12 protein-coding genes are annotated in these 12,217 nt (G+C 57.8%); 5 read left to right on the top strand and 7 right to left on the bottom strand.

The features are described from left to right. Window positions 1–229: 229 nt before the first annotated feature. A complete protein-coding gene (locus E1H13_RS25170; protein WP_169617719.1) occupies window positions 230–1,030 on the bottom strand; it encodes a YdcF family protein in 801 nt (266 codons plus the stop codon). Window positions 1,031–1,222: 192 nt separating this feature from the next. On the opposite strand from E1H13_RS25170, the gene E1H13_RS25165 reads away from it, so the two are divergent. Then, window positions 1,223–1,684, top strand: coding sequence for a molybdenum cofactor biosynthesis protein MoaE (locus tag E1H13_RS25165; protein ID WP_169617718.1), 462 nt, complete (start codon window positions 1,223–1,225; stop codon window positions 1,682–1,684). Window positions 1,685–1,704: 20 nt separating this feature from the next. On the opposite strand, the gene E1H13_RS25160 is transcribed toward E1H13_RS25165, so the two are convergent. From E1H13_RS25160 to E1H13_RS25145, 4 genes are all read right to left on the bottom strand, one after another. Beyond that, window positions 1,705–1,980, bottom strand: a complete 276-nt coding sequence (locus E1H13_RS25160) for a hypothetical protein (RefSeq protein WP_169617717.1) — start codon at window positions 1,978–1,980, stop codon at window positions 1,705–1,707. 213 nt (window positions 1,981–2,193) lie between these two features. Continuing rightward, on the bottom strand, window positions 2,194–2,517 hold the full coding sequence (gene grxD, locus E1H13_RS25155; protein WP_169617716.1) for a Grx4 family monothiol glutaredoxin: 324 nt from the start codon (window positions 2,515–2,517) through the stop codon (window positions 2,194–2,196). Between the two features lie 37 nt (window positions 2,518–2,554). Next, window positions 2,555–2,812, bottom strand: coding sequence for a BolA family transcriptional regulator (locus E1H13_RS25150; protein ID WP_169617715.1), 258 nt, complete (start codon window positions 2,810–2,812; stop codon window positions 2,555–2,557). Between the two features lie 136 nt (window positions 2,813–2,948). Further along, window positions 2,949–3,524, bottom strand: coding sequence for a hypothetical protein (locus E1H13_RS25145; protein WP_169617714.1), 576 nt, complete (start codon window positions 3,522–3,524; stop codon window positions 2,949–2,951). A gap of 197 nt (window positions 3,525–3,721) precedes the next feature. On the opposite strand from E1H13_RS25145, the gene E1H13_RS28175 reads away from it, so the two are divergent. Beyond that, complete coding sequence (locus E1H13_RS28175) at window positions 3,722–5,863, top strand: S8 family serine peptidase (protein ID WP_169617713.1); 2,142 nt, start codon at window positions 3,722–3,724, stop codon at window positions 5,861–5,863. 106 nt (window positions 5,864–5,969) lie between these two features. On the opposite strand, the gene E1H13_RS25135 is transcribed toward E1H13_RS28175, so the two are convergent. After that, a complete protein-coding gene (locus E1H13_RS25135; protein ID WP_169617721.1) occupies window positions 5,970–7,058 on the bottom strand; it encodes an HhoA/HhoB/HtrA family serine endopeptidase in 1,089 nt (362 codons plus the stop codon). Window positions 7,059–7,405: 347 nt separating this feature from the next. Here E1H13_RS25135 and glpK point away from each other — a divergent pair, with 347 nt between their 5' ends. The 3 genes from glpK (at window position 7,406) to E1H13_RS25120 (ending at window position 11,413) form a co-directional block, all read left to right on the top strand. Continuing rightward, window positions 7,406–8,923, top strand: coding sequence for a glycerol kinase GlpK (gene glpK, locus E1H13_RS25130; protein WP_169617712.1), 1,518 nt, complete (start codon window positions 7,406–7,408; stop codon window positions 8,921–8,923). Window positions 8,924–8,983: 60 nt separating this feature from the next. Then, window positions 8,984–9,673 carry a two-component system response regulator RppA gene (gene rppA, locus E1H13_RS25125; protein WP_169617711.1) on the top strand — a complete coding sequence of 230 codons (690 nt, stop codon included), beginning with the start codon at window positions 8,984–8,986 and terminating at the stop codon, window positions 9,671–9,673. 204 nt (window positions 9,674–9,877) lie between these two features. Continuing rightward, a complete protein-coding gene (locus E1H13_RS25120; protein WP_169617710.1) occupies window positions 9,878–11,413 on the top strand; it encodes an NAD(P)/FAD-dependent oxidoreductase in 1,536 nt (511 codons plus the stop codon). Between the two features lie 275 nt (window positions 11,414–11,688). Here the strand turns inward: E1H13_RS25120 and E1H13_RS25115 are convergent, their stop codons facing one another. Beyond that, entirely contained in the window at window positions 11,689–12,051 is a 363-nt protein-coding gene (locus tag E1H13_RS25115) for a hypothetical protein (RefSeq protein WP_240966850.1), read from the bottom strand. Window positions 12,052–12,217 lie beyond the last annotated feature (166 nt).

Genomic DNA, 12,217 nt, shown 5'->3' with positions numbered 1-12,217 from the left:
ACTCCCTATTTTTTGTCCTTCCTATTCTCTCAAAGCATTGTCCCCTGAAGCTTTGAGTCCCCTTGTCACCCGCTAAGGCAGCAAACTTAAGCGACTTCCCCCAGGGTAGGGTGGATGGGTGGATGGACAAGAGGGAAATTCAAAATTCAACCTTCATCCTTCTGCCTTTATCCTTCATCCTTCATCCTTCTGCCTTTTTCTGTGTCTGCCCTGGCGGGGCATGGGTGACCTAGGGAAAGCCTAGGCGGATCAGTTTCCTAGAGATTTGGGGAGTTAGGGAAGTGCTAAAGCTGGGTTCAGGCACCTGTCGGGCAAAATAGCGCCCCATCACGCCGTAACCAATCAGTCCGGCCCATTCTCGTAGCACTAAAAATCTTTGCCTTTGGGGGTTTAACTCCTGGGGGACAGGACTGGGGTGGGGAATGACCTCAAAGCCTAGGCTGCGAAAGGTCAACAGCGATCGCGCCATGTGGGGCGGGTCTGTCACTAAAATCACCTGTCTGACCCCCTGAGGTTGAAGTAGGGCGGCTGTAAACTGGGCGTTTTCGTTGGTGGTGGCGGAACAGGGCTCGCCATCAATGGCAGACGGGGGAATACCAGCCGCTTCAAGCATCTGGCTCAGCTCGATAGCATCCCCTCCGCCACTGGTAAAGACCAGAGGAGCTCGTCGCTGCTGCCACAAATCAGCGGCCACCTGCACTCGACCGGGTCTAAATGGCCCCCCCCGTCCTAGCACGACAATGGCGTCCGCTGTCTGGCCAGTATCCTCAGGAATTAAGGCCGCTAACCCTTGCCCCCCGACTCGGTAAAGAATCGGGGAGGCGGCTAGGGCGCTGGCCAGCAGCACCCCTAAACTGATGAGGCCAATTCGCCGCCGCCAAGCCCGGCTAGGCAAGGCCCAGAGAGCAGCAATCAAAATGGCAAGTAGGGGTAGGATGATTTGGGGCTGAACCAGCAGACGCAAAAATCGCACAATGGTCCCTGTGAACTGCCCAGCCGTTGTAACCTGGCACGCCGATGGATCAACCATAGAACCTCCGGGGACAGAGTGAGTTAGCGATGCAGTGCCCCAGATGGTTGAGGCCCACAACGGAGACGGCTTACACTAGGGCCACTAGACATTGCGATCGCTGTTGTTACCGAATATTAAGATAGACGAATAGTCCTGCCGCTGGTGCTGTTTAAACGACACCTCACTGTTTCTTGATATCTGGGATTTTCTATGGTGCTGAGTGCGACCCAATCTGTCGATAGCTTTCGGATTACCTTTGCCCCCCTATCTTTGGACGAGGCCTATGCCCTGGCGAATGACTCTGCCAATGGGGCCGTGGTGGTGATGAGTGGCATGGTGCGGGACAATACCGACGGCAAACCGGTGGTATCGCTAGAATACCAGGCCTACGAACCGATGGCTCTGGAGGTATTCAAACAGATTGCTACTCAGATTCGCGCCACCTGGCCCCAGGTCACCCGGGTGGTGATTCATCACCGTACTGGTCAACTTACGGTGGGGGAAATTAGTGTGCTGGTGGCGGTGGGTTGCCCCCACCGAGGGGAAGCGTTTGCGGCCTGTCAATATGCGATCGACACCCTCAAGCACAATGCCCCGATCTGGAAGAAAGAACACTGGAGCGATGGCTCCACCAGTTGGGTGAGCATTGGCAGTTGTGAAGAAGAAGACTAGTACTGCTTGGCGGAATTGTCCTATAGACCATTACCGTTAAGCCCATTACCATGGCCAACGCGGCAATCCGCTGCGGCGTCTTGAGAAAGACACTGGAGGTGACGATAGGTGATGCGGCTGGGCGTCTCGCCCGACTTGGGGCGTCCGGCTCGTTCGTCGTACTCCCCATGGACGCTCAAACTACTACTACTGTTGTAGTGGTAACAGCGGCTCACCAGGGCAAAGGTGCGATAGGCATCCATCGCAATCCGGCTGTACAGCGCACTGGGGCCATAGTCCCACAGCTTGTCAAGCATGCTGCCTAGGAAGTCATCTCAAAAATCAGTACCTGTTAAATTACCTCATTGCATCACCCAACCTGCGGAATGTGCGTACCCACACGCCGACTGCCCACTCGCCCAACTGAGTTTGCTGATGTGGTTAGGGGTGGGTCAGTCAAGGATAGCGTGGTAAGTTACAGCACCTAGAGTACTGATATTCTGCAGTAGTTAGGATTACCTGGCGAGTCCCTAAGAGGCCAGGGCCACTTCAACCACCTCTTGTAGTTGGCCAGCCTGGTACATCTCAATCAAAATATCAGAGCCGCCCAAAAACTCGCCATTAACGTACACCTGGGGGATCGTGGGCCAGTTGGAATACTCTTTAATCCCTTGACGGATGTCAGGATCAGCCAAGACATCAAAGGTCTCGAAGGGGACCCCCAGCACATTCAAAATCTGCACCACATTATTGGAAAACCCACACTGGGGCATCAATTTATTGCCCTTCATAAACACCATAATGGCGTTGCTCTGGACCATTTGATCGATTCTGTCTTTAACCGCTGCATCCATTGAAAAATCCTCCACAGGTTAATTGGGCTAGGCGGAACTAGGCACTTTGGACCGCAGCCCAAGCGTCAGGGGTGTATGTCTTTAAAGCTAGCGCATGGATGGCCTCCGACGACATGGCTTCGCGTACGGCCCCATACACCATTTGATGCTGCTGCACTAGGCTGCGACCTGCAAAGTCAGAGGAGACCACCACCACCTGATAATGGTCGCCACCCCCGGTCAGATCCTGCACCTGCACATCAGCGTCTGGTAGGCCAGCTTTAATCATCGTGGCCACTTGGTCTGGGCTAATCATGCAAAAGTCCCCTACTGGCAATATTCTTGTGGGCGATCAACATTGGCCAAAAACCGTTCCCCCATACTCATTTTGCCATTGAAGGCAGACTAACCGAAAGGGAGTAACCATTGAATTTAGCAATGACCTGACAAAGCTAGGGATTAGATGAGCTTGCAGCCCGCCCCGCATAGGGCTCTTCTACAAAGCCGAGCTCAAACAACTGTTGATAGGCTCGCTGCCCCAGTTCACGGGTGGGTTGCTGGCTCCGCAAAATTTCCATCAACAGGGGGACAGCCTGGCTCGTGCGGTCTTGGGCTCGATAGACCAAGGCCAACTGATAGGTGGCTTGGTCGCGCATCTGAGCGGTTTCCAGAGCCCGTTCGCGATTGCTACGGTTAATTTGGGTATCGACCCCGACAAACATCTGGGCCAGCTCTTGATAGTAAGTCGATAGCTGGTTGAGGGTCTCCCGCGCCTCTTTTAGCTTGGCTTCGGCGGTGACAAAGTCTTGATTGGCGATCGCGGCTTCGGCCTCAGACATCATCTGAGTGGCTGAGGCAATACTGAGGGAGCCATCAGCGGGTCGAGCGACCGAAGCTGAGGGAGCCGTCTCTACCTCGGGCGTCTGAGCCAGCGCTGGGGCAGCACCAGCCACCAGGGACAGGGCCAACACTGATACCGTGGAAAAACCTGTCAAAGGCTGCAGCAACGTGCGAAGTGAAACGACCATAGGACTATCAAAGGGGGTGAGGGACAACCAGCGAAAAAATTACTGCCGTATCTTATCATCTCGGTATGACGCACTCCTACCGATTGGCCCTAGCCAGCCACCGTGGGAGTGCGTACATGGATGCCTTTTCTAAGACTAGGGTGGGGGCAATAAAGTTCCCGCTCAAGTTCCTGTTTAACCTTTGGTAATGTCAGGCTATGACGTTTTCCCAACCTCCGGGCTCAGACCCGCCAAATCAGACTGGACGCCGTGGTGGCCCACGGGAGGCTTTTGTGGGGGAGATCTTGCAGCGGGGGGGAGAAGAACTCCTGTTGACGAAGGTATCCACCCGGTTCACCACCCGGTTGCGTGCCCCAGAGGCCCTGGACAGCCTGCGTCAGACCCTGCAGCCGGAAGCGGTGCGAGCAGTGGCCGCAGGTCAATTGGTGGAATGGCAGGTGGACGCCGACCAGCTAGAGCAGGCGATCGCCCAGGCCCGGCAACACCCCCAGGTAAAATTTGCCAGTCACGTTTATAGCCTGGTGGACAGTCCTCAAACCTGGCTGTACTTAACCGACGAGCTAACGGTGCAATTTTCCCCTGACACCCCTGCCGCCACCATTGAGGTAGCTCTAGCCGATCTGGGATTACGTCTGGAAAAACCCCTGGAGGGAATTGCCAAAACCTTTGTGGTCAGGGTCACATCAGCGGCGACCGAGAACCCAATCAAGCTGGCCAACCGGCTGATGGGCCAAGCCAGCGTCCTGATGGCCGAACCCAATGTGGCGGTAGAAACCGAGGGGCTATACCGACCCACGGATGAGCGCTATGCCCAGCAGTGGCATCTGTCCCACCAGGGGGGGCAATACCTGGCGGCCGAGTCCCACATTCAGGCTGAAGCCGCCTGGGAGGTGACCCGGGGAGCCCGATCGGTGGTGATCGCTGTGAGCGATGATGGCTTTGACCTCAACCACCCTGATCTGCAGGGAATGGGCAAGATTGTTGCCCCGATCGACCTACAGGACAAGGACTCCGTACCCCTGCCGGTTAAGCAGAACGAAAACCACGGTACGGCGGTCGCCGGGCTGGCGATTGGGGAAGAAAACGGCATCGGCATTGTCGGGGTCGCCCCGGGCTGTGCCTTTATGCCCATTCGCACCACGGGCTTTGTGGATGATGCCTCGATTGAACAGCTATTTGATCAAGCGGTACGGCGGGGGGCAGCGGTAATTTCCTGCAGCTGGTCGCCCGCCACCAACTATTTTCCCCTCACCACCCGCATGACCCAGGCGATTACCCGAGCCGCCACCGCTGGTCGCCAAGGCAAGGGCTGCGTGGTGGTATTTTCGGCTGGCAATGCCAATCGCCCCGTCAGCGGCGTAATTAACGAAACCCAATGGCCCCAAAATGCCCTGAGCGGCCCCACCCGTTGGCTCAGTGGCTTTGCCATTCATCCCGATGTGATTGCCGTGTCTGCCACCACCAGTCTGGGCACCAAGGCCGCCTACAGCAATTGGGGAGAGCACATTGCAGTGGCTGCCCCTAGCAATAATGCACCGCCGAGTATGGCCCTGCCCCGCATCGGCTCGGTGCCCACCGGGCCAGAGCTACGTCAGTATTTGCCAGGGCGAGGCATGGTCACGAGCGATCGCACCGAAGGGCAGGGCTATAGCAGTAGCGCTTACACCAGTAGCTTTGGCGGCACCTCTAGCTCCTGTCCAGTGGTGGCTGGGGTGGCGGGGTTAATCCTCTCGGTCAACCCCAACCTGACCGCCCGACAGGTGCGAGAGATTCTGCAAACCACTGCCGATAAGCTGGTGGATCGTAACCCCGATCCCCAGTTGGGGCTGCGCCACGGCACCTATGACGGTCAGGGCCACTCCAAGTGGTTTGGCTACGGCAAGGTGAATGCCCAGGCGGCGGTCAAAGAGGCCCAGCGCTCGGCCTGGGGCGATCGCCGGGTGACCCAAGTCGTCACCCAGGACAATCAAACGGCGATCGCCATTCCCGATCATCAGCCCACTGGGGTCGACAGCGCCATCACCATCTCTGACTCGGGCACCGTTGCCGACGTACAGGTCAAAGTCTCCCTCGATCACGACTTCTTAGGGGACATCAGCCTCACCTTGATTGCCCCAGGGGGCATCCGTGTGCTGCTGCAAAGCCGTACCCTGGGTCGCCAAACCCAACTGCGCCAGACCTACACGCTGCAAACCACCCCAGGGCTGATGGGTCTGTTGAACCAGTCTGCCCTGGGCGATTGGAAACTGCGGACTGTTGACCATGCCCCTGCCGCTACTGGCCAGTTGCTGGCCTGGGAACTCACTCTGGGTCTGAATAACCCGAGTTCGGGGGGCTAGGGGGGCCAAGTAGGCCCGGTTGCATTGCAGGTTACTTATGTATACAAAGTAGCCCAAGGAGGAGAGGTCGCTATCCCGCACTGACGTTAAATAGCAACCGCTAAGCTTAACTTTGATCCTGCAATTCCGCCGTCTTCACCTGCACCACCTGGGCCCGATCGCCTCGGCGGATATCCAGCTGCAGGGTATCGCCAATTTTGGTGTCTTCCACCCGAAGTTGCAGATCATCGGCATTACGCACCGGGGCATCGTCTATGGCCACAATCACATCCCCTCGGCGCAGCCCGGCTTCAGCGGCTGGAGTCCCTTCTAAGACGCGAATAATCAGCACCCCGTCCACTTCTGGTAGGTACATGCCAGCATTAATATCCTCGTTGTTGCGACGGGCCATGTCGGGGGTGAAGGTGGCAATTTGCACCCCAATGTAGGGGTGGGCAATGGATTCGCCCAGGGCCAAACGGTCTTTAATTTCTTTGGCTTTGTTGATTGGGATAGCAAAGCCAATGCCCATGGCATCAGCCCGAATGGCGGTGTTGATGCCAATTACTTCGCCATTTTGGTTGACCAGGGGACCACCAGAATTGCCCGGATTAATGGCGGCATCGGTTTGAATGAACTCCAACCGCTTGCCCGGGATGCCCACAGAACTGCTGGACCGCTTCAGGGTACTGACGATGCCCAGGGTGACCGTATTGTCTAACCCCAGGGGGTTTCCTACGGCGATCGCCCAATCCCCCACATCCACCAGGTCAGAGTTGCCCAAAGCGGCGGTGGGCAGCGTGTCATCACTGTCATCAATTTTGACCACAGCCAGGTCAGTGACATCGTCTACTCCTTCCACAATGGCATCGAAGCTACGGCCATCTTTGAGGGTTACCACCACTCGGTCGGCCCCATTCACCACATGGGCGTTGGTCAAAATGTTGCCGGTCTGGTCGATGATGAACCCGGACCCCTGCCCCCGCAGCAGTTCTTCCTGGGGTTGGCGGGGCAGACCGCCGAAAAAGTCGCGCAAAAACGGCTCATCGTAAAACGGGTCAGGGGCTCGGCGGGTGACGGTTTTTTCGGTGTCGATTCGCACCACTGCGGGGCCAACCTTACGGACGGCCTGGGCCACAAAACTCTTTTCACCAATGGCGGCTTCAGCAGCGGTTTGGGCCTGGGCCGGAGACACCAGTGCGGTGGTCAATACCATTAGGCTAACCAGAACCAGGGTCAGCAGTCGTTGTAGGGGGATCCAAAGTCCTCGTTTCACAGGGCAGACCTTTGTGTGACAGTAAGCATCAACTACAAAAATTGTTTCATAACAGCTAACAACCAGGGGGAGGGGGATACCGAACCCGACGGGGGGTGCGCTACCCCTGGGGCCGGATGGCCTCAGCATTAAGTTTGTTAAATTGCTGTTAAAACTCGAGGTTATCCTCGCCATTCTCCTGAAAGCTTAATTTATAGAAACCATTGGGTTTATCGGTGGGTGCCGAGGGGTGTCCATTGATTGCGCTAGAGGCGCACCCACTCTGCTGTACCCACACTGCAACGATTATGACCGCTAACTACATTATGGCCCTGGATCTGGGCACCACTGGCAACCGCGCCATTATCTTTGACCGCGAGGGTCAAATTGCTGGGCAGGCCTACCGAGAGCTGACCCAGTACTACCCTCAGCCCGGCTGGGTCGAGCATAACCCTCGGGAAATTTGGGAGGAAATTGACTGGGCGATGGGATCGGCCATTTCCAAGGCCGGTCTCAATCCCAAAGACATTGCGGCGATTGGCCTGACGGTACAGCGGGAAACCTGCTTGCTGTGGGACAGCAGCACCGGACGCCCCCTAGCCAATGCGATTGTTTGGCAAGACCGGCGCACGGCGCCCCTGTGTAACCAACTGCGAGAGGCCGGGAAAGCCGCAGAGATCTACGATCGCACGGGTCTGGTGTTAGATGCCTACTTTTCGGCGACTAAGCTGGCCTGGTTGCTGGACCAGGCTAAAAAAGAAGCGGATCCCCCCGTAGACTTTGACCAGGTGCTGGCTGGTACGGTCGACAGCTGGGTGCTGTGGAACCTGACGGGGCGGCAGGTGCATGCCACCGATCACAGCAATGCCAGTCGCACCATGTTGCTGAATATCGACAACGGCCAATGGGACGATGACCTGCTGGCGTTGTTTGATATTCCGGCCCATATGATGCCAACCATCAAACCCAGTGTGGGCATTGTTGGCCACACCGACCCCGCTATTCTGGGGGCCGAGATTCCGATCGCAGCGATTTTTGGCGACCAGCAGGCGGCGTTATATGGCCATGGCTGCGATCGGCCTGGGCTGCTGAAATGCACCTATGGCACCGGAGCCTTTTTGGTGTCCCATACGGGGGCTGAGGTGGTGCGATCGAAAAACCAGCTGCTGTCCACGGTGGCCTGGTCCCAAGCCAATGGCGATGCTCGCCATCCCAAAATCGGCTATGCCATTGAGGGCAGTATGTTTACCGCCGGGGCCTGTATCCAGTGGCTACGGGATGGATTGCAGTTGATTTCCAACGCTGCCGAAACCGAGTTTTTAGCCCAAAAAGCCGGGGGCAATAACGGTGTCTTCTTTGTGCCTGCCCTCAGTGGTTTAGGGGCTCCCCACTGGGATATGAATGCCCGGGGCTCGTTTCAAGGGCTAACTGCTAGCGCCCAACGGGAACATCTGGTGCGGGCAGTACTCGAGGCGATCGCCTTTGAGGTGAACGAGGTGGTGAACGCCGTTAACCAGGATGCCGGTATCCCCATCCGCCAGTTAGTGGTAGATGGCGGCGCCTGCAACAACGACTTTTTGATGCAGTTCCAGGCGGATGTGTTGGGAATTCCAGTGGAGCGCCCCGAGGTGCTAGATGTGACTGCTCAGGGAGCCGCCTTTGCCGCTGGGCTGGCCGTTGGCTTTTGGGACGATTACCGCGCCCTGGTAGAACGTCGCCCCATTGACCGGGTGTTTGAACCAGGGGACCGTCAGAAATCTGCCCAGGCGGACTTTCACCTGTGGATGGAGGCCGTCACCCGGGCCAAAGGTTGGATCAATGAGTAAGGGGAGTGCACTGGCGCAATTACAATTAATCGCGCCTAATACTGTTTTGATGCACGGTTGATGAACATTCTGCTAGTTGACGATGAGGTGGAATTAACCGAGCCCCTGAGCCGCCTGCTGAGCCGCGAAGGCTATCAGGTGGATGTGGCCACCGAGGGGCTTAAAGGTTGTGATCTGGCCCTGCAAGGGGGCTACGACCTGTTGATTCTGGACTGGATGCTACCGGGGCTGAGCGGCTTGGAGATTTGTCGTCAGGTGCGATCGCGTCAGGACAATACCCCCGTCTTGTTTCTCACCGCCAAAGACACCCTGGATGACCGGGTCGATGGCCTCGATGCTGGGGCCGACGACTACCTGGTCAAGCCCTTTGAGCTGCGGGAACTGCTAGCTCGGGTGCGGGCGTTGCTGCGGCGATCGCTCCAAGCAGAGTCGACCAAGGGGGAGCAGGCTCCCCCACACCTTAGCTTTGAGGGGCTAGAGCTAGACGAAGCCAATCAACTGGCCTACCGCCAGGGGCAACCGATCGAACTGTCAGATAAAGAAACCCGACTGCTGGCCTATCTGCTGCGCCACCCCAACCAGGTGTTGACCCACGACCAAATTTACCAGGGGGTCTGGGGCGACCAGGAGCTCCCCAGCAGTAATGTGCTGGCCGCCCAAATGCGCCTGCTGCGCCGTAAGGTTGAACCCCGAGGCACCCCACCCATTATCCACACGGTTTACGGCAAAGGCTACCGGCTGGGTCACTAGGGCAAAAACCCGCCCATTACCCTCCCAAGCATTGACCCACCCCTGCCCCTCCCAAGAGGGGATACTGTACGCATATCTTTTGCGAAACTGGGATACACCCGGAGGATCGAACCAGGTCAATCAAGCAGAACCCCAGGTCTGACCTAGACTCGGCTTAATTCTGGTTTTCGTTCTTCTTTTTTCGTTCTTCTTTCTTTATCTCCCATGCCTTCATCTGACATCGTTGTAATCGGTAGCGGTATTGGTGGCCTCTGCTGCGGGGCATTGCTGGCCCGCTATGGCTACAGCGTCACCCTCTGCGAAAGCCACACCATCCCTGGTGGGGCCGCCCACGGCTTTCAGCGCCAGGGTTTCACCTTTGACTCTGGTCCTTCCCTCTATTCTGGAATGTCCTATCGTCCCTCCACCAATCCGCTGCGCCACGTGCTGGATGCCATCGACGAGACCGTGGACTGGGTAAACTATGACACCTGGGGCGTCTATATTCCTGAGGGCCAGTTTGATACCACCGTGGGGGCCGACCAATTTGTTGACGTGCTGCGCACCCTGCGGGGGGATGCCGCCGTCCAAGAATGGCGACGGTTGCAAGCGGTGATGGCTCCCCTGGGCCGTGGTGCCACCGCCCTGCCCCCCGCCGCCCTACGCTGGGATTGGGGGGTGCTACAAACCATTGCCCCCTATGCCTGGACGCTACTGCGTAATGGACCAGCGCTGGCCCAGGCTAGCGCCCCCTTTAGTCAAATTTTGGAGCGCACTGTCAGCGATCGCTTTATCCGCGATTGGATGAACTTACTTTGCTTTTTGCTGTCGGGGCTACCGGCCACCGGCACCAGCACCGCTGAGATGGCCTTTATGTTTGCCGAATGGTATCGCCCAGGAGTCACCCTCGACTACCCGATTGGCGGTAGTGCCGCCCTGGTCAACGCCCTGGTGCGGGGGCTGAAAAAGTACGGGGGGACCCTGCGCCTGGGGGCTCATGTGGAGCAGGTTTTGGTCACCGACCAGCGGGCCACAGGGGTGGTGTTGCGGTCTGGGGAAACCTTGCAGGCCAATAAAGCGGTGATTTCCAACGCCTCCATTTGGGATACCCTACCTCTGATTCCCGACGCTGCTTTGCCCAAGGCCTTCCTGGAAGAGCGCCAGGCCACGCCCCAGTGCGAGAGTTTTATGCATCTGCATTTAGGCATCGATGGCACTGACCTGCCCCCTGACCTGGCCTGCCACGCCATCGTGGTCAACGACTGGGATACCCCCATTACCGCCCCCCAGAACCTGGTAGTGATGTCCATCCCCACGGTACTGGACCCGTCCCTAGCGCCACTGGGGAAGCACACCATTCATGTCTACACTCCAGGTAATGAACCCTACGACCTCTGGCAGGGGCTAGATCGGCAGGGAGCCGCTTACCAAGCCCTGAAAGCTGAACGGGCCGCCTGCATGTGGCAGGCCCTAGAGCGGGTGATTCCTGACATCCGCCAACGGGTGGAGGTGGAACTGACCGGTACCCCCCTGACCCATGAACGGTTTCTGCGGCGGCAGCGGGGCACCTATGGCCCCGGTCTACCGCCCCAGCAGGGGTTATTGCCCGGCCCCAAAACTCCCCTAAAGGGGCTGCTGTGTACCGGCGATTCGACGTTTCCGGGCATTGGTCTGCCAGCGGTAGCCGCCAGTGGGCTGATAACGGCCAATACCCTGGCCTCGGTTCGCCAGCACCAGCAAATGTTGCAGCAGGCTCTCTAGAGCATTGGTACAGTATGGCAAGATCCCAGGGTTCTCAGGCTGATTGGCCATGAACTTTAGGGCATCTCAGGGCAGAACCCTGGGATCTGTACCGGGGTTCTAGGCGCCGGCGGGTGTCAGGTGCTGGGTGTCGGGTAGCAAGTGGCGTATCCCTTAAGGTGGGAAGCTATGCCTGTCATAGGACTCAGGAGCCAGGAATCAGAATACAAGAAAGATCTGGATTCTGGCTCCTGGCCTAGCCAAACTTTCCCAGCTTAACGTTCATGCCCAGAGGACTACTCTATCAGCAGGGTTTTAGTCAGAATCACCATCCACACTTCGACTCCGCTCAGTGGAGCCCCCTCGACTGCGCTCGGTAGAGCCCCCTCGGCTGGATTCGGTGGCGTCTGCTCGGAGGGGCTAACCGCTGGGGGAGTTCCGCCGCCCTGGGGCACTGGCAGGGGATCGCTCCAGTCGTTGGGCTCGGCATAGCCCAGGGCATGGAGGATTTTGATCGTCCGGTCCAGGACGGGCAGGCTGCCGTAGAGCAGATGGCGGACTTTTTCGGGTCGAGGCGGACGGGGATTGCTGGCCGACGGCGGCAGACTGGACGCACTGCCGGACGCAGCACCGGCGCCCGGTTCAAGATATTGCAACATCGGTTCTGTTTCCTTTTTTTGCGTTTGCAGAAAACAAACCCTTCGCCGCCATCCCTTCTTGGGAAAGGCAGGGGTGGGTTTGAGGAAAACAGAACGCGAAAACCCTAGCCACCCACGCTGGACGTGCAAACTGGGTGCTAGGGTTGATCCTAGCCTCGCAATCTGC

This window comes from Nodosilinea sp. P-1105 (assembly GCF_012911975.1).
GTDB lineage: Bacteria > Cyanobacteriota > Cyanobacteriia > Phormidesmidales > Phormidesmidaceae > Nodosilinea.
This window is presented reverse-complemented; position numbering and strand designations above follow the sequence as displayed.

Bases quoted from the DNA above. Each gene is read 5' to 3' on its own strand.
- E1H13_RS25150 (WP_169617715.1), bottom strand. From the start codon at position 2,812: ATGATTAGCCCAGACCAAGTGGCCACGATGATTAAAGCTGGCCTACCA.
- E1H13_RS25170 (WP_169617719.1), bottom strand. From the start codon at position 1,030: ATGGTTGATCCATCGGCGTGCCAGGTTACAACGGCTGGGCAGTTCACA.
- E1H13_RS25135 (WP_169617721.1), bottom strand. From the start codon at position 7,058: ATGGTATTGACCACCGCACTGGTGTCTCCGGCCCAGGCCCAAACCGCT.
- E1H13_RS25145 (WP_169617714.1), bottom strand. From the start codon at position 3,524: ATGGTCGTTTCACTTCGCACGTTGCTGCAGCCTTTGACAGGTTTTTCC.
- E1H13_RS25160 (WP_169617717.1), bottom strand. From the start codon at position 1,980: ATGCTTGACAAGCTGTGGGACTATGGCCCCAGTGCGCTGTACAGCCGG.
- grxD (WP_169617716.1), bottom strand. From the start codon at position 2,517: ATGGATGCAGCGGTTAAAGACAGAATCGATCAAATGGTCCAGAGCAAC.
- glpK (WP_169617712.1), top strand. From the start codon at position 7,406: ATGACCGCTAACTACATTATGGCCCTGGATCTGGGCACCACTGGCAAC.
- E1H13_RS25165 (WP_169617718.1), top strand. From the start codon at position 1,223: ATGGTGCTGAGTGCGACCCAATCTGTCGATAGCTTTCGGATTACCTTT.
- E1H13_RS25120 (WP_169617710.1), top strand. From the start codon at position 9,878: ATGCCTTCATCTGACATCGTTGTAATCGGTAGCGGTATTGGTGGCCTC.
- E1H13_RS28175 (WP_169617713.1), top strand. From the start codon at position 3,722: ATGACGTTTTCCCAACCTCCGGGCTCAGACCCGCCAAATCAGACTGGA.
- E1H13_RS25115 (WP_240966850.1), bottom strand. From the start codon at position 12,051: ATGTTGCAATATCTTGAACCGGGCGCCGGTGCTGCGTCCGGCAGTGCG.
- rppA (WP_169617711.1), top strand. From the start codon at position 8,984: ATGAACATTCTGCTAGTTGACGATGAGGTGGAATTAACCGAGCCCCTG.